Below are 16,947 nucleotides of genomic sequence, written 5' to 3' on the forward strand. Positions count from 1 at the left end.
AAAGGACTCGGGGCGCCTCGTCGTCGGCGGGTGCGGGCCTGCTGTGGCCGAGCGCGCAGTTCCCCCGCGCCCCTGAAGGGGCGCGGGGGAACTGCGCGAGCAACCCCGGCACTACCCGCAGCCGACGACGACGAGACGCCCCGAGCCGCCGTCCGCTCCTACCCCGGCGCCCCGGAGGAGAAGCGGCGCAGCAGTGGTGACAGGACCAGGACGGACTTGGTGCGTTCCACGAACGGCTCGCCCGCGATCCGCTCCAGGACCCGCTCGAAGTGCCGCATGTCGGAGGCGAAGACCTGGGCGATCGCGTCCGCGTCGCCGGTGACGGTCGACGCGGCCACGACCTCCTGGTACCGCTCCAGACCCCGCTGGATGGTCTCCGGGGAGGTGTTGCTCCGGCAGTAGATCTCGATGTATCCCTCGGTCTCCCAGCCGAGCGCCGCCGGGTCCACCCGGACGGTGAACCCGGTGATGGCGCCGGTGGCCCGCAGCCGGTCCACGCGCCGCTTCACCGCGGGCGCGGACAGTCCGATCAGCTGCCCGATGTCCGCGTAGGAGCGGCGGGCGTCCTCGGCGAGGGCGTGCACGATGCGTTCGTCGAGATCGTTCAGCACAGGGGGTCGTTCACTTCTTCGGTTCGGTCACTTCACTGCCGTCACCGCGAGGTCGTCGCCGGTCGCGAGACGGGAACGGCGATAGCCGTACAGGAAGTAGAACACGAGCCCGGCGGCCATCCAGCATCCGAAGACGACCCAGGTCACGGTGTCGAGGCTGAACATGTTGTACGCGCAGAACAGGAAGCCGAGCACCGGCAGCACCGGCCCGAACGGCACCTTGAAGGTCCGCTCCAGGTTCGGCCGCTTGTAGCGCAGCACGATGACCGCGATGTTGACCAGGGCGAAGGCGAACAGGGTGCCGATGCTGGTGGCGTCGACGAGCTTGCCCAGCGGGATGAGGGCGGCGAGCGCACCGCAGAACAGGGAGACGATCACCGTGTTGAGGCGGGGGGCGCCGGTCTTGCGGTGGACCTTGCCGAGCGCCTTGGGCACCAGGCCGTCGCGGGACATCGCGAACAGGATGCGGGTCTGGCCGTAGAGCACGGTGAGCACCACGCTCGCGATGGAGATGACCGCGCCGAGCGCCAGCATCGTGCCCCAGAAGGTCTGGCCGCTGACATCGTTCATGATCGCGGCGAGGGATGCCTCCGAGCCGTCGAACTTCTTCCAGTTCCAGGCGCCGACGGCGACACCCGCGACGAGCACGTACAGCGCGGTGACGATGATCAGCGACAGCATGATCGCCCGCGGCAGGTCCCGCTTGGGGTCCTTGGCCTCCTCGCCGGCGGTGGAGGCGGCGTCGAAGCCGATGTACGAGAAGAACAGCGTGGCGCCGGCGGCGCTGACGCCGGTCATGCCGAGCGGCATGAAGTCGGCGTAGTTGCCGGACTTGAAGCCCATGATGCCGACCGCGCAGAACAGCACGAGGGCGACGATCTTCACGCACACCATGATCGTGTTGGCGCGGGCGGACTCGCGGGCGCCGCCGAGCAGGAACACCATCGCCAGCAGGACGACGACCAGCGCGGGCAGGTTGATGACGCCGCCCTCGCCGGGGGCCGAGGACAGCACGCCCGGGATGGTGACGCCGATGGTGCCGTCCAGCAGCTCGTTCAGGTACTCGCCCCAGCCGACGGCGACGGCGGCCACCGAGACGCCGTACTCCAGGATCAGGCACCAGCCGCAGACCCAGGCGACCAGCTCGCCCATCGTTGCGTATGCGTACGAGTACGAGGAGCCGGCGACCGGGATGCTGCCCGCCAGCTCGGCGTAGGACAGGGCCGAGAACAGCGCGGTGAGCCCGGCGATCACGAAGGACAGGGTGACCGCGGGGCCGGCCTCGGGGACGGCGTCGCCGAGGACGACGAAGATGCCGGTGCCGAGGGTGGCACCGATGCTGATCATGGTCAGCTGCCACAGTCCGAGGGAGCGCCGAAGCTGTCCTCCCTCGCCGTGGCCGCCCTCCGCGACCAGGCGTTCCACCGGCTTGCGACGCATCAGGCGCGCGGCGACGCCCGGGGACGCGGGGGCGGCCGGTATCTGGTTCTGCGGGGGTGCGCCTTGGTCGAGCACGCGCTGGCTCCTTATCGCTGCCGGTGTGGTGCGGACGCGGACCGGCGGCTGAGCCGGCCCTCGTGGACGGGGACCGGTGGGCCTCGCAAGGGCGGGAACCCACCGAGCGGGGTCCCCGCCACGCACGTACTAGCGCAGCACCCTATGAGGCGGGCCTTCACGGGCGTAATGCAGCAACCTTGCGCATCCCCGCAGAATCATTGCGTTCATCCGCCCCTGATGACAAATCGTTGCGCGTGTGCTGTCGACCGTTGCGCGATGCCCTGAAGAGCACCTTTTGGCGAGGTCGGCGGATCGGAAGCCGGCGGATACGGCGACGGCCCCCGCCGTTCCCGGGTGGGGAACGGCGGGGGCCGTCGTGCGGGGGTGCGGCAGGCCGCGGGTCAGCTCCAGCTGGCGTGCAGCGGCTTGCCCTCGGCGTAGCCGGCCGCGCTCTGGATGCCGACGATCGCCTTCTCGGCGAACTCCTCCAGCGAGCCGGCGCCGGCGTAGGTGCAGGAGGAGCGGACGCCCGCGATGATCGAGTCGATCAGGTCCTCGACGCCCGGGCGGGCCGGGTCGAGGAACATCCGGGAGGTGGAGATGCCCTCCTCGAACAGCGCCTTGCGGGCGCGGTCGTAGGCCGACTCCTCCGAGGTGCGGTTGCGCACGGCACGCGCGGAGGCCATGCCGAAGGACTCCTTGTAGGCACGGCCCTGGGCGTCGTGCTGGAGGTCGCCCGGCGACTCGTAGGTGCCGGCGAACCAGGAGCCGATCATCACGTTGGACGCGCCGGCCGCGAGGGCCATGGCGACGTCGCGCGGGTGGCGGACACCGCCGTCGGCCCAGACGTGCTTGCCGTACTTCTTCGCCTCGGCGGCGCACTCCAGGACGGCGGAGAACTGCGGGCGGCCCACACCGGTCATCATGCGGGTGGTGCACATGGCGCCCGGACCGACACCGACCTTGATGATGTCGGCGCCCGCGTCGATGAGGTCCTTCACACCCTCGGCGGAGACGATGTTGCCCGCGACGATCGGCACCTTCGGGTCGAGGGCGCGCACCACCTGGATGGCGCTGATCATCGACTCCTGGTGGCCGTGCGCGGTGTCGATGACGAGCGTGTCCACGCCCGCGTCGAGCAGCTGCTTGGCCTTGCCCGCCACGTCGCCGTTGATGCCGACGGCGGCGGCGATCCGCAGCTTGCCGTCGGCGTCGACGGCCGGGCTGTACAGCGTGGCGCGCAGGGCGCCCTTGCGGGTGAGGATGCCGGCGAGCCTGCCGTCCTTGTCGACGGCCGGGGCGTAGCGGCGGTTGTGGTGGTCGAGGGTGTTGAAGGCCTCGCGCGGGTCGATGTCGGCGTCCAGCAGGAGCAGGTCCTTGGACATGACGACTTCGAGCTGGGTGAAGCGGTCGACACCGGTCAGGTCGGCGTCGGTGACGACACCGACGGGCCGGTGGTTGTCGTCCACGACCACACCGGCGTTGTGCGCCCGCTTGGGCAGCAGCGCCAGGGCGTCGGCGACGGTCTGGTGCGGGGCCAGCACGATCGGGGTGTCCAGCACCAGGTGCCGGCTCTTCACCCAGGAGATCACATCGGTGACGACGTCGATCGGGATGTCCTGCGGGATGACCACGAGCCCGCCGCGGCGGGCCACCGTCTCGGCCATGCGGCGGCCGGCGATGGCGGTCATGTTCGCGACGACGAGCGGGATGGTGGTGCCCGTCCCGTCCGGCGAGGCGAGGTCCACGCCCTGACGCGAGCCCACCGCGGAGCGGCGCGGCACCATGAACACGTCGTCGTACGTCAGGTCGTACGCGGGCTGGATGTCATTGAGGAAACGCACGTGCTGCACATCCCAGTCGATCAGAGGTGACCCCCTGGCAGGTGTGCCAGGGGGAAAGAGCACGTACTTCATTCTCCCATGGCCGGGTGTCTGTCATGCCCTGACAGAACATCCAGGGTCGCCACCGACCGGCTAGGAGGTTCCTCCAAGGGCGAGGGCGACGGTGAGGGCGGTCGTGCGGTCCGCGGCCTCGGTGAGGACCTCCTCGGCGGTCCGCCACTCCGCGGGCCGGGCCCCGGCGTACGGCCGCCAGTTCCGTACGACGAGCAGCAGCCCGCGCTCCACGGCGCCCTCGGGCCAGACCGTGTGATCGGACAGGGAGTCGGCCAGCGCGTCCCAGTTGCGGCCGAACCAGTCGGGCAGCGCCAGGGCCCGGGCGACACGGTCCATCAGGCCCGCCTTGTCCGTGACGCCGTCGAGGTCGAGCACGGCCACGAGCGGGCCGGCCGGGTCTTGGCTCATCTCAGTACCGCCCGGAACGAGTCGTAGTGGTCATCGGTGTAGTAGATCTCCCCGCCCTGTCCGGTGACCAGGCGCCGGGCGCCCCGGTCGCGGGAGCCGGGGGTCTTCACGGTGTACTCGTGGTAGTAGCCGCGCCGGTGCTTGGGCAGGTGCCCCTCGAAGTTCCCGAAGACGGCCCCGTCCTGGGCGTGGGGGAAGGGCCCGCCCCGGTCGATGAGGGCCAGGGTCCTGCGGGCCTCGGCGGGCAGCCGGGACGCGGGGACGGTGGCCATGCCGTGCGCCCAGGCCGGGGCGGAGGCGCCCGGGGAGGCCGGCGGAGAGCCGCCGGAGCATCCCGTCAGGAGGACGGCGAGACAGACCAGCAGCCCGGCGAGGACGCGGGGGACGAACCGTGGCGGCATGCGTCGATGCTGCCACGGCCGTCCCGTCCGGGCCCGCCGGGAGGCGCCGTCAGCCCCCGTCGGGGTCCTGACGGCTGAGCGCCGGCCTCGGCGCCTGGCCCGCCGTCAGCAGGTGGTCGGCGGCCGAGGTGTCGGTCACCAGGCTGGTGACCAGCCCGGAGCGCAGCACCGCGTCGATCGCGGCGGCCTTGCGCTGCCCGCCCGCGATCGCCACCACCTCCGGGATGCGGCGCAGCTGGTCGGCCTTGACCGTGATGCACCGCTCCCCCAGGTCCCGGCCGACCCGGCGTCCCTCGGCGTCGAAGAGGTGCGCCGACATCTCGGCGGCGACACCGAGCGAGGCGTAGTGCGCGCGCTCCTCGTCGCTGAGCATGTCGTGCACGGTCGAGATGCCCGGCTCCCAGGAGCCGATGGAGACACAGGCGACCGTGACCTTGTCGAAGTACTCGAAGGCCCGGGCGATCCCGGTCTGGTTGCGCAGTGCCGCCGCGGTGGCCGCGTCCGGCAGCAGCATCGGCGCGTAGATGGGGTGCGCGTCGCCGCCCGAGACCTGGGCGGCCCGGCGGACGGCCTCCACCGAGCCGCGCTCGGCGGTCCCGGCGTCGTACACGCCCGTCAGCTGCACCACCGTGCACGGCGGCAGCCGGTCGAGCGCCGCCGCCATGTGGATGGTGGACCGGCCCCAGGCCAGGCCGAGCACGTCGCCCTCGTTGACGAGTTCGCCGAGCAGGTCGGCGGCGACCTCACCGAGGTTCTCGGGGTCCGGGGTCTCCTCCGCCTCGGCCGGGGACTCGACCACGACGGCGTGCCGCAGGCCGTAGCGGGCGCGGAGCGCGTCGGAGCGCTCGGCGTCCAGCTCGGCCGGCACACGGATCTCGATGCGTACGAGGTCCCGCTCAAGGGCGGTCTCCAGGACCCGGGCCACCTTGAAGCGGCTGACGCCGAACTCCTCCGCGATCTGGATCTTGGACTTGCCCTCGAGGTAGAAGCGGCGGGCCATGGCCGCCGCCTGCACCAGCTCAGCGGGTCCCATCCGCATGGCTGACCGGCCCGCCGACATACCCGACACGGCGATCTCCTCACTGCTGTTCACACTCTGGATTCGCCGTTCATCCTCGCAGATTCGGGGCGACTGATCCGCCCTGATGGGCGGCCTTCATTCAACCGTTCACTTCGCCGTGGCTCAGTGGTCGCATGCCCAGGACGCCTTGGCGGTGGCCGACTCCGCCTGGGCGCGCAGCGCGCGCACCGCCTCGGCCGGGTCCTCGGCGCCGTACACGGCCGAGCCGGCGACGAACACGTCCGCTCCCGCGTCCGCGCACCGCTCGATGGTGGCGGCCGACACACCGCCGTCGACCTGGAGCCACAGCTGCAGACCGTGCTTCTTGATCAGCTCCCGGGTGCGGCGGATCTTCGGCAGCATGATGTCGAGGAACGCCTGGCCGCCGAAGCCCGGCTCCACCGTCATGACCAGCAGCATGTCGAGTTCCGGCAGCAGGTCCTCGAACGGCTCGATGGGCGTCGCGGGCTTCAGCGCCATGGACGCGCGGGCGCCCTTCGCGCGGATCTCCCGGGCGAGCCGCACCGGGGCGGCCGCGGCCTCCACGTGGAAGGTGACCGAGGACGCCCCCGCCTCGACGTACTGAGGGGCCCACCGGTCGGGGTCCTCGATCATCAGGTGGCAGTCCAGCGGGGTGTCCGTCGCCCGGGCCAGGGACTCCACCACCGGCACGCCGAGGGTGAGGTTCGGGACGAAGTGGTTGTCCATGACGTCGACATGGAGCCAGTCGGCGCCGCGGACCGCCTCGGCCTCGTCCGCAAGGCGGGCGAAGTCGGCGGACAGGATGCTGGGATTGATCTGCACGGACATGGCCCCAAGCCTATGCCCTGCCGGACGGGGCGGGCCGGGCCCAGGGCGGCCCGCGCTACCCGGTCCTGCGGATCAGGGCCAGGTACATCGCGTCCGTGCCGTGCAGATGGGGCCACAGCTGGACATCCGGGCCCTCGCCCAGGCCGGGCAGACCGGGAAGCAGGGGGCGGGCGTCGATCAGGTCGGTTTCGGGATGCTGCTTGAGGACGTCGGCCACCACCGCCCGGGTCTCGGCGAGGTGCGGGGAGCAGGTCGCGTAGCCGACGACCCCGCCGACGCGTACGGAGTCCAGGGCGGTGCGCAGCAGGGCGCGCTGGAGCGGGGCGAAGCTGTCCAGATCCTCGGGGCGGCGGCGCCAGCGGGCCTCGGGGCGGCGGCGCAGAGCGCCGAGGCCGGTGCACGGGACGTCCACCAGCACCCGGTCGAAGCTGCCGGGGCGCCACGGCGGGCGGGTGCCGTCGGCGGCGATGACCTGGTACGGGCCCGGGTTGCCGTGCAGCGCCTTGGCGACCAGACCGGCCCGGTGCGGCTGCTTCTCGGAGGCGAGCAGCACGGCACCGCGCTCGGCGGCCAGGGCGCCGAGCAGCGCGGCCTTGCCGCCGGGACCGGCGCAGCCGTCGAGCCACTTCGCGTCGGGCCCGTCGAGCGGGGCGTTCGCGAGCGCGAGGGCGACCAGCTGGCTGCCCTCGTCCTGCACGCCGGCCCGGCCCTCGCGCACGGCCTCGACCGCGCCCGGCTCGCCGCCCTCCGCGAGCCGGACGGCGTACGGCGACCAGCGGCCCGGTACGGCGGCGTCCTCGCGCAGCAGTTCCTCGGTGGTGGCCCGCCCGGGGCGGGCGACCAGGGTCACCTCGGGCCGTTCGTTGTCGGCCGCCAGCAGCTCCTCGATGCCGGCCCGGCCACCGCCGAGGGAGTCCCAGAGCGCGGAGACGACCCAGCGCGGGTGCGAGTGCACGACGGCCAGGTGGTCCTCGGGGTCCTCGTCGTAGGGCGGCGCGACCTTCTCGGTCCAGCCCGCCAGGTCGTCCCGCGCGACCTTGCGGAGCACGGCGTTGACGAACTTGGCCCGGCCGTCGCCGAGCACCACCCGGGCCAGCTCCACGGTGGCGGAGACGGCGGCGTGCGTCGGGATCCGGGTGCCGAGCAGCTGGTGCACGCCGAGGCCGAGCACGTCCAGCACCGGCGGGTCGACCTCGCGCAGCGGCCGGTCGACACAGGCGGCGATGACGGCGTCGTACGTGCCCTGCCGGCGCAGCGTGCCGTACACCAGCTCGGTGGCGAGCGCGGCGTCCCGGGCGTCGAAGTCGCCCTTCTCACGGGCCTTGCGCAGCAGCGGGGGCAGCACGAGGTTGGCGTAGGCGTCCCGTTCGTCCACCGCGCGCAGCGCCTCGAAGGCCAGGATGCGGACGGGGTCCTTCTGGGGACGGCGGTAGGGCTTGGCGGGCCTGCGCGGCCGCCGGGAGGACTCGCTCACGAAAAAGGTGCTCCGGGGATAGAAGGGGATGCCCCTCCAGCCTACGTCGGGGCGTCCCCGCCACCGCCGTCCGGGGCGTCAGCCGCCGAGCGTCTCGCCCTCCGCGATGCGCACCCCGCGCGCCCAGTCGGCCGCGCGCATCGGCTTCTTGCCCTGGGCCTGCACCCACAGCAGTTCCACCGCGTACGAGCCGGTGCCCACGTGCACGCTGTTCTTGCCCACCGCGAGCCGGCCCGGCGCGAGACCGGTCCGCTCGGGCACGGGGGTGACCTGAACGAGCTTGAGCCGCTCGCCGCGGAAGGTGGTCCAGGCGCCGGGCGCCGGGGTGCAGCCGCGCACGACCCGGTCGACGCGCAGCGCGGGCGCCGCCCAGTCCACCCGGGCGTCCTCGACGGTGATCTTCGGCGCGAGGGAGACGCCCTCGGCGGGCTGCGGCACGGCCTCCAGGGAGCCGTCCTCGATGCCGTCCATGGTGGCGGCGAGCAGTCCGGCGCCCGCGAAGGCGAGCCGGGTGAGCAGGTCGCCGCTGGTGTCGGTGGGGCGGATCGCCTCGGTGACGGTGCCGTAGACGGGCCCGGAGTCCAGGCCCTCCTCGATGAGGAAGATGGACGCCCCGGTGATCTCGTCGCCCGCCATGATGGCGTGCTGCACGGGCGCGGCACCGCGCCAGGCGGGCAGCAGCGAGAAGTGCAGGTTGACCCAGCCGTGGGCCGGGATGTCCAGGGCGGGACGGGGCAGCAGGGCGCCGTAGGCGACGACCGGGCAGCAGTCCGGGGCGATCTGCTTCAGCCGCTCCAGGAAGTCCGGGTCCCGGGGCTTGAGCGGCTTCAGCACCTCGATCCCGGCCTCCTCCGCCCGCTCGGCCACGGGGGACGCGACCAGCCTGCGCCCGCGCCCGGCCGGCGCGTCGGGCCGCGTGACGACGGCGGCCACCTCGTGCCGCCCGGAGGCGAGCAGGGCGTCCAGGGCGGGAACGGCGACCTCGGGGGTACCGGCGAAGACGAGCTTCATGGGCGGGATCGGGCCTCTCGGGCGGGGGTCGGTCGGGCAGCGCACCAGTGTATGACCATGGACGGCGCACGGGTGGGCGACCGGCGTACGCATATGCCCGTACGCCCCCACCCCGTGACCAGCGGAGGGCCGGCGCGTTGGTCAAGAAAGAGTTGACCACATCGGGCCGCTTTCGCGGCCGAATTCCTTTCAACGCCGGTTCGAGAGGCTTGTTCATGGCCGACCACGCAACCCACGACGCCCAGGCCCGGGCCAGCCTGCACTTGCTGGTGCGGGACATCGAGCGGGTCCGCCGGCAGGTGGACGCGCTGCGCACGCTCACCGCCCAGTTGGGCAACGTCTACCGCCCGCGCCGCTCCGGCCCGTCCACGGGCTTCGTCGTCTACGGACGCGCCCCCGCCCCGACGGTCCGCCTCGCCCAGGAACTCCGCGACAGTGTCGAGACACTGGTCACGGCCGCGGTGGACTTCGACCGCTCACTCGGTTTCTCGTGGGACGCGGTGGGCTCGGCACTCGGGGTCACCAAACAGGCGGTGCACCGCCGCTACGGCGCCCGCCGGGCGGCGGCCCAGGCTGCGGCCGAGGCGGAGCGGACACCGGAGCCGTCCGGCACCCGCACGATCAATGTGAACACCGGGCTGCCCGCCGTGCCGACGGTGCCCGCGGCCCGCTCCATGCCCACCCAGCCGACCGCGACGGCCCCCGCCCGCCGCGACGACACCCGCCCCGCCCCGTTCCCCAGCCCGCGCAACGGCTGATCCCACCGACCACCCGACCCCGCCCTCCCGGAGAGAGCCGGGAGGGCGGATGTGCGGCGCGGGCGACGGGGGGCCGACGGCGGGGCTCGCCTGTGTGGGGCGGGCGACGGGGGCCGGGCAGCGGGGCTCGCCTGTGTGGCGCGGGCGACGAGAGCCGGGCAGCGGGGCTCACCTCACGCCGAGGGCGGCGGAGCCGGTGTGTCCCGGAGTGGCCCGGAGTGGCCCGGCTGGCGTGTGGCGGGGAACACGAGGCCGCGTGCGGGCCGTATCAGCGCCGGGGTCGGCCACCCCGGGGCCCATCCGAGCCGGGTCGGTCACCCTCGGGGCCCATCCGAGCCGGGTCGGCCACCCCGGGGCCCATCAGATGGCCAGTAGCCCGTCTCCTGCCCGGCACCCGGCCCGACCGCTCCACCGCTCCCTGGCCAGTACCTGTGCGACGGGGTGCTCGGAGGCGCCCGCCAGCCGCAGCACCTTCCGCGGCTCAGCCGATGTCCGGTGGGTCGACGCGGACCCGTACCTGGTCGGCGCTGCCCCGGGCCATGCGGGCGGCCTGGGCGGTCTTCAGGGCCGTGGCCAGGGCGGCGCCGCTGCCCGGCGGGACGCGGACGAGCGCCCGTTCCCAGTGTTCGCCGGGCGGGGGCGCGCCGGGCCGGCGCGGCCGGCCGGGCTGCGGGGGCGGCAGCGGGACCGGGCCCAGCACCTCGGCGTCCGGCGGCAGCTCGACGGCCGTCAGGAACTCGGCGACGGCCGCCGGCGGCCCGGACACGGCCGCCATCCGGGACACCGGAGGGAAGCCCAGTTCGGCCCGCTCGGACAGTTCCCGCACGGCATGCCCGACGGGGTCCCAGCGCACCAGCGCCTGGACGGGCCGCAGGGTGGGCTCGGCCACCACGACCACGGTGCCCCCCTCGCCCTGCGGCCGCACCAGCGCACCGGCCGCGATCCACCGGCGCAGCGCGTCCTCCCCGGCCCGCAGATCGGGACGTCCGAGCATGGCCCAGCCGTCCAGGAGCAGGGCCGCCGCGTAGCCGCCCTCGGCCACCGGTTCGGCGCCCGGCGTGCTGACCACCAGCGCGGGCGTGTCCGGAACGGTGTCCAGTACGTGCTCGCGCCCCGAGGTGCGCACCGGTACGGCGGGAAACGCGCGCCCCAGTTCCTCGGCGGTGCGGCGCGCGCCGATGATCTGGGCGCGGAGCCGGAAACCGCCGCACTCCGGGCAGTGCCAGGCGCTCTCGCCCTGCCCGCACCAGCCGCACCGCAGCACGCCGCCGTCCTGTCCCTCCAGCGGCCCCGAGCACTGCCGGCACCGGGCGGGCGCGCGGCACCGGGCGCAGGCCATGCGGGGGGTGTAGCCGCGCCGGGGCACCTGCACCAGCACCGGCCCGTGCCGCAGCCCCTCGCGGGCCGCCTGCCAGGCGAGGCTGGGCAGCCGGGCGGCGCGGGCCGCCTCGTCGCGCGCGAGGTCCTCGTCGCCGACGGTGCGGACGAGGGGCGCGGCCCGGCGCACCTGCTCGCGCCCGGCCACCAGCGGCCGGGCCCAGCCGGTCTCGACGAGCTGGGCGGCCTCCACGGTGCAGCCCCAACTGCCCAGCAGGAAGCCGCACCGGTCCAGCGCGGCCCGCAGCAGCAGCACATCGCGGGCGTGCGGCTGCGGGGCGTGCGGCTCGCTGTGGCTGTCGTCGCCGTCGTCCCAGACGGCGACGAGCCCGAGGTCCCGCACGGGCGCGAACATCGCCGCCCGCGTCCCGACGACGGCGCGCACGGAACCGCGCCGCACCGCCAGCCACTGCGCGTACCGCTTCTCGGGGCCGGCGTCGGCGGTGAGCAGCGCGTGCCGGCCGGGGCCGAGCAGAGCGGTCAGCGCGGCGTCGACGCGCGCGGCGGCCCGCCCGTCCGGTACGACGACCAGGGCGCCCCGCCCGGAGGCGAGGGTGGCGGCGACGGCCCGGGCCAGTTCCTCGCTCCACATCGGGCCGGGCAGCGCGTGCCACACGGCCCTGGGCGCCCCGCCGGAGGCCAGCGCGTCGAGGAAGGCGCCCCCGTGCTCGTATCGCGCCCAGGAACCGGCGTCGGGTGCCTGCGGCGGGGGCAGCGGCACGGGGGACGGCCGCTGTTCGGCGCGGGCGTTGCGCGGCGGCACGGCCAGTTGGAGCACGTCGGCGAGGCTGCCGGCATACCGGTCGGCGACAGCCCGCGCGAGGCCGAGCAGTTCCTCGCCCAGTACCGGCTCCGGGGAGACGACCTGGGCGAGCGCGGCGAGCGGTCCGGAGTAGTCGGACTCGGCCCGGCGCTCGATGAGGAAGCCGTCGATGAGCCCGCCGCCCTCCCGGCGCCCCTCGCGCACCCGGTGCCGCCCGGCGCCGAACCGCACCCGCACCCGCACCCCGGGCTGTGCCTCGGCGTCCAGCTCGGCGGGCACCGCGTAGTCGAAGTACCGGTCGAGGTGGAGCACGCCCTTGTCGACCAGCACCCGGGCGACCGGCAGCTCCGGCGCCAGCGCGGCCCCCCGCCAGGTCCGCGGCTTGGCCCGCGGCACCCTGGCCTTGCGCACACTCTCCCGGATCAGCGCGAGCTGCTCCGGCGGCGCCCCTTCGGCCCCACCGCCCCCGTCTCCCCGGGAAACCCCGTCCTCGCTGCTCACGCCAGCATTCTTACCAAACGGCACCGACAATGCCCCCGGGGTGCCGACCTCCTGCGGGCTATCGGCAGCGGTACCCGTGCCCTCCAGCGGTGTCCCCACGTCCACACTGCTTTCCTCCGACGCGTCGGTGCCCTGTTCGACCGCTCCTCACACCCGGTTTTCACGACGGCGCCACTGGTGGCCGGAATCGCTTTCTCGACATGTCCCCGCCATTCGGTTTCGCTCCGGATGAGGAAACGGGAAACGCCTGTTTCACCTTGTCCGGCCCAGCCGCCCGGCGCACTCTGATTCGCGTCTCCCTTCGGCTGCCGGCCGGGGAGCAACGGAGGTAGGAGTGCGGGAGCACTGGCAGGATTTCGGGCGTGAGCTCCGCAGACGGCGCATCGCGGCCGGGCTTTCTCTGCAACAGCTGGGACAACGGGTCCACTACAGCAAGAGCCAGTTGAGCAAGGTGGAACGAGGACTCAAACGCCCCACAGCGGAGCTGGCGCGCCTCTGCGATTCCACACTCGGTGCCGGTGGTGAACTGACCTGTCTGGTCGAGATCCCGCACCCTCAGCCGCCTTCGCCCAATTCCGGCAACGACGACGAGGTGTGGCTGATGCAACTCCGCAAGGACGGTTCCGGTTCCTTCCAACGCCTGAGGCGGCGTGATCTGATCGCGGCCGGCGCTGCGTCGGTGCTGACTCTTCAGACATCCGTTCCGCAGCCGGCGCTGCCTCGTCTGGAGGGGGCCGAGGCGGTGGTCGACGCATCTCGATTGCTGTTCGAGCAACTGCGCCGGCTCGGCCAGGCGGCGGGAGCGGCCCATGTGCTGCCACCGCTCATTGCCCAGACTCACAGCCTCGAGCAGTTGGCGGTGGCCAGCGGGCCCCGGGGCCGCAAGGAGCTCTTGGTGCTGGCCTCACGCTACGCCGAGTACGCGGGCTGGATGGCGCAGGAGTCGGGTGACGAGGCGGCCGCTCTCTGGTGGACGGACCGTGCCGTACAACTCGCCTCGGCGGGCGCGGACAAGGATCTCGCCGTCTACGCCCAAGTGCGACGGTCCCTGATCAGTCTCTATCGCGGAGACGTCGCGGAATCGATGGAATTGGCCGCATACGCCCTGGAAAGCGAGGCGCCGACGCGTGTTCGGGGACTGGCCGCACAGCATCTGGCACAAGGCAGGGCAGTGAACGGGGACCACACCGGTTGTATGCGCAGCCTCGACCGCGCCAGGGAATTACTCGCGCAGGCAGCGATGGACCCCACACAGCCGGTACTCGGTGCCTCGAACCTCCCCGACGTGGTCTCGATGTTCACCGGCTGGTGCCTGTACGACCTGGGACGCCCCCGGCAGGCCGCCGCCATCCTCGACGAGGAGACCGCCCGCATCCCCGAGCACGCGCTCCGCACCAGGACGCGGTACGGGGTCCGCCGTGCTCTGGCCCATGCCTCGGCCGGTGATCTCGACCAGGCCTGCCACATCACCGCCGAACTGCTTCCCACCTCGCGGACCATCAACTCCGCGACCGTGCAGGCCGACGTACACCGCCTCTGCCGAACGTTGGGGAGGCATGCCCGCAACGCGGCGGTACGGGAGTTGCTGCCGGAGCTGACGGCCTCGGCAGCGCACCCGGCTCATCACTGAGGAGGAATCCGAACATGCACGAGATCTTCATCAACTACCGCACCAAAGGTGGCAAACCCTTCGCGTACAGGTGCCACGACGTGCTCGCGAACCGGTTTGGCGAAGACAGCGTCTTTCTCGCCAGGAAGTCGATCGCCGAGGGGACGGACTTCGCCGAGGCCCTGTTACGAGGGGCCCGGAACTGCCGGGTCTTGCTGGCGCTGATCGACGAGGAGTGGCTGAACACGCCCGACCGGCGACAGCCGGACCGGCGTGCTCTGGACAACCCTGATGACTGGGTGCGACGTGAGATAGAGGAGGCGCTGGCCTCGGGAGCGGTCGTGGTCCCGCTCCTGATCGCTCGCAAGGTGGAGCAGTTGGACGCGCGCACTCTGCCGCACTCGATCGCCGAACTCGCTCAATGCCAGTACGCACGGGTGGGCCACGCCACTCTCGCGGCGGATCTGAACAGGCTGGCGGACAGCCTCGTGCGACGCGTCCCGGCCCTCGCCGCACTGGACCGGGCACAGCGTGCGGTCTCGGACGACCGCCAATCGGATTCCGGCGTGCACACCGATCACCAGAGCGGTGGCATAGGCAACGTCGGCGGGTCGGTGGGAACCTACGTCAACGAAGCGCACGCTCCGTTCCACACCGGCCGCGGCGACATCTACGGCGGCCCGCATTTCAGCGGGGACGGCACGAACTACGTCGCCGGTGACAACCACGGCGGCATCCGCCAGGGATTCGGCACCCGGACGCCTCGCGGAGGCGACGAACGGTGACCGCTGCTTTGCACTTCGCCTCCTTCGTCGGGAAGGCCCACGGCTCCGTCCACAGCGGAGAGGGAGCCCAGTACAACTTCTACTTCCAGTCCACCGAAGAGTGGCTGCGTGACCAGGCGCGCAGGCGTCCACGTTCCGTCGCCGAAGAGGACCGCCGGCACCTCCATGAACGTTTCGTGGCCCCGCCCGGCATGCAACACGCGCGCGATCTGTTGCGGGCCGAGCACACGGTTCTCGTCCGCGGTCACTCGGGCAGTGGGCGGCGTGCGGCAGCCCTGATGCTGCTCCATGAGCTGCCGGCGCGTGAGGGCACTTTGCACGAGTTGCCGGACACCTCCGACGACACCGCGGGCCCGCCTCTGGACGGCCGTGACGTCGGCCGCGGTGACCGGCTGCTGCTGGATCTCTCGGAGGCCGACGAGACTCGCTACATCGCCGTACAGAACGCGCTGTCGGACTTTCGCAGCTCCGTGGCCGCCAACGACGCCTACCTCGTGGTGGTACTGCCCCACCATCTCGGCTATCTCCTTCGCGGGGACCTTCGGTATCTCATGGCGGAGATCTCCCGTCCGAGCGCCCGACGGGTGCTCGCCACCCATCTCAGGTGTGCCGGTATCCATCCGTCCGAGGCGCTGCTGGGCGGTGCTGAACTCGCCTCCTTCCTGGCCCGGGCACCGTTGCGCGACGTGGCCGCGCTCGCCGATCGCATCAACCGGCTTCGGATGGCCTCCCCCGCCGACCGGGGCTTCCCGGACTGGCTGAAGCAGGCACTGCGAGAACAGCACGACCAGACCGAGAGGGTCGCGGCGGACTTCTCGGCAGCTCAGAACGGACGTCACAGAGCGCTTCAGCTGGCGGTCGCCATGTTTCACGAGGCGACCCCGGACATGGTTCTGTACGCGGCGAACGGACTGCTGGGACTGCTGAGCCATCCTCCGGATCCGGCACCTCGCCTGGAACAGGCGGACCTCTACGCAGAGCTGGCTGCCGTCCACGCGGAAACGGGCCCGGACGGTCGCGTCCGCTTCGCCGTCGACGGTTACGACCGTGCCGTACGGCAGCACTTCTGGACATTCCTGCCGGACATACGCCGAGAACTGCGGGATTGGCTCATGCGACAAGCCGCCAATCCCGCACTGGATGCCGCGGTACGACGCGAGGCGGTCAACCGATTCGCTCACGAGGCCCTCCGTGTCGCCCGTCCTGAGGATCTCGCCTGGCTCGCACAGCAGTGGACGGCATCCAGAGCCCCTGCCTGGCTCATCCCGGAGGCCGCCCGCGCACTTGTCCTAGGTCTGGAGGACGACCGCCACGGCCGTTTCTTCCGTCAGCGCATCTACGACTGGGCCACCTCGGACGACACAAGCGTGCACTTCCTCCGGGTCCTGATCATGGTGTGTTCGCAGACGATGGCGCGCTCACACCCCGATCAGGCGCTGGTGCGGCTGCATCATCTGGCCCGCCGCTCCCATGAGGGAGTGCGGTGGGAAGCACGAAAAGCCATGATCCAGTTGTCGGCAGCCGACGACCGTCTGTACCAGCTGATGCTGGAGCGACTCGCAGCCGGAGTCGGTCAGCGATCATCCCAAGCCGATCTGGATGTTTTCCGGGCGCTGCCGGACCCCGTCCGCCTCATCGGCCGCCGAAGCGTGCGCCATGCGCTTGCAGCCTGCTGGGCCGGCCTCCTGAGCGGCTCGGCGGACTGGCCTGCGCATCTGTGTCTCTGGCTCGAAGCCGGTGAGACCGCGGCCGAGCGCGATCTCGTCGCCCGCGTTCTCGCTGCCGCCTGCACCCAGGAGACGCAGCTGTTCGGACGCCTCTACCGGGTCGCTCTTGACTGGGTACGCATCCGGCCCGAGCCCAGCCGGGCGGACATGGCGTCCCGTCTCCTGCTGGCGATCAACGAGGCTCAGGGCATCCACGCGTACGTCCGCACCGCCTGACGCCGGCCCTGCGCCGTGTCCCATCTAGAACACCATGACGG

General features: G+C 72.5%; 14 protein-coding genes. 4 read left to right on the forward strand and 10 right to left on the reverse strand.

Going from position 1 to position 16,947, the window contains the following annotated elements; translation table 11 throughout:
- Nucleotides 1–158: 158 nt before the first annotated feature.
- The 9 genes from Srubr_RS04765 to fmt all read right to left on the reverse strand — a co-directional run bounded on the left by Srubr_RS04765 (nucleotide 159) and on the right by fmt (nucleotide 9,170).
- Complete coding sequence (locus tag Srubr_RS04765; protein WP_030620185.1) at nucleotides 159–611, reverse strand: Lrp/AsnC family transcriptional regulator; 453 nt, start codon at nucleotides 609–611, stop codon at nucleotides 159–161.
- Between the two features lie 27 nt (nucleotides 612–638).
- Entirely contained in the window at nucleotides 639–2,126 is a 1,488-nt protein-coding gene (locus Srubr_RS04770; RefSeq protein WP_189996321.1) for an amino acid permease, read from the reverse strand.
- 383 nt (nucleotides 2,127–2,509) lie between these two features.
- Complete coding sequence (locus tag Srubr_RS04775) at nucleotides 2,510–3,952, reverse strand: GuaB1 family IMP dehydrogenase-related protein (protein ID WP_189996320.1); 1,443 nt, start codon at nucleotides 3,950–3,952, stop codon at nucleotides 2,510–2,512.
- Between the two features lie 132 nt (nucleotides 3,953–4,084).
- A complete protein-coding gene (locus tag Srubr_RS04780) occupies nucleotides 4,085–4,414 on the reverse strand; it encodes a barstar family protein (RefSeq protein ID WP_189996319.1) in 330 nt (109 codons plus the stop codon).
- Nucleotides 4,411–4,815, reverse strand: coding sequence for a guanyl-specific ribonuclease (locus Srubr_RS04785; protein ID WP_189996318.1), 405 nt, complete (start codon nucleotides 4,813–4,815; stop codon nucleotides 4,411–4,413). The genes Srubr_RS04780 and Srubr_RS04785 overlap by 4 nt, the downstream gene beginning before the upstream one ends.
- 49 nt (nucleotides 4,816–4,864) lie before the next feature.
- Entirely contained in the window at nucleotides 4,865–5,908 is a 1,044-nt protein-coding gene (locus tag Srubr_RS04790) for a sugar-binding transcriptional regulator (RefSeq protein ID WP_189996317.1), read from the reverse strand.
- Nucleotides 5,909–5,998: 90 nt separating this feature from the next.
- The gene (gene rpe / locus Srubr_RS04795) at nucleotides 5,999–6,685 is read right to left on the reverse strand and encodes a ribulose-phosphate 3-epimerase (RefSeq protein ID WP_189996316.1); all 687 of its coding nucleotides are present in this window, start codon (nucleotides 6,683–6,685) and stop codon (nucleotides 5,999–6,001) included.
- A 55-nt stretch (nucleotides 6,686–6,740) separates the two neighbouring features.
- A complete protein-coding gene (locus tag Srubr_RS04800) occupies nucleotides 6,741–8,159 on the reverse strand; it encodes an RsmB/NOP family class I SAM-dependent RNA methyltransferase (protein WP_189996315.1) in 1,419 nt (472 codons plus the stop codon).
- 78 nt (nucleotides 8,160–8,237) lie between these two features.
- Nucleotides 8,238–9,170 carry a methionyl-tRNA formyltransferase gene (gene fmt, locus Srubr_RS04805; RefSeq protein WP_189996314.1) on the reverse strand — a complete coding sequence of 311 codons (933 nt, stop codon included), beginning with the start codon at nucleotides 9,168–9,170 and terminating at the stop codon, nucleotides 8,238–8,240.
- A 215-nt stretch (nucleotides 9,171–9,385) separates the two neighbouring features.
- Here fmt and Srubr_RS04810 point away from each other — a divergent pair, with 215 nt between their 5' ends.
- Nucleotides 9,386–9,928: a hypothetical protein gene (locus Srubr_RS04810; protein ID WP_189996313.1), complete on the forward strand. Its 543-nt coding sequence runs from the start codon at nucleotides 9,386–9,388 to the stop codon at nucleotides 9,926–9,928.
- 481 nt (nucleotides 9,929–10,409) lie between these two features.
- On the opposite strand, the gene Srubr_RS04815 is transcribed toward Srubr_RS04810, so the two are convergent.
- Nucleotides 10,410–12,569, reverse strand: a complete 2,160-nt coding sequence (locus tag Srubr_RS04815) for a primosomal protein N' (RefSeq protein WP_189996312.1) — start codon at nucleotides 12,567–12,569, stop codon at nucleotides 10,410–10,412.
- Between the two features lie 334 nt (nucleotides 12,570–12,903).
- Here Srubr_RS04815 and Srubr_RS04820 point away from each other — a divergent pair, with 334 nt between their 5' ends.
- Genes Srubr_RS04820 through Srubr_RS04830 form a run of 3 tightly spaced genes read left to right on the forward strand, consistent with a single transcriptional unit; the run spans nucleotide 12,904 to nucleotide 16,906 of the window.
- Nucleotides 12,904–14,199: a helix-turn-helix domain-containing protein gene (locus Srubr_RS04820; protein WP_189996311.1), complete on the forward strand. Its 1,296-nt coding sequence runs from the start codon at nucleotides 12,904–12,906 to the stop codon at nucleotides 14,197–14,199.
- 14 nt (nucleotides 14,200–14,213) lie between these two features.
- Entirely contained in the window at nucleotides 14,214–14,963 is a 750-nt protein-coding gene (locus Srubr_RS04825) for a toll/interleukin-1 receptor domain-containing protein (protein WP_189996310.1), read from the forward strand.
- On the forward strand, nucleotides 14,960–16,906 hold the full coding sequence (locus tag Srubr_RS04830) for a hypothetical protein (RefSeq protein ID WP_189996309.1): 1,947 nt from the start codon (nucleotides 14,960–14,962) through the stop codon (nucleotides 16,904–16,906). The genes Srubr_RS04825 and Srubr_RS04830 overlap by 4 nt, the downstream gene beginning before the upstream one ends.
- Nucleotides 16,907–16,947 lie beyond the last annotated feature (41 nt).

The organism is Streptomyces rubradiris (genome assembly GCF_016860525.1).
Classification (GTDB): domain Bacteria; phylum Actinomycetota; class Actinomycetes; order Streptomycetales; family Streptomycetaceae; genus Streptomyces; species Streptomyces rubradiris.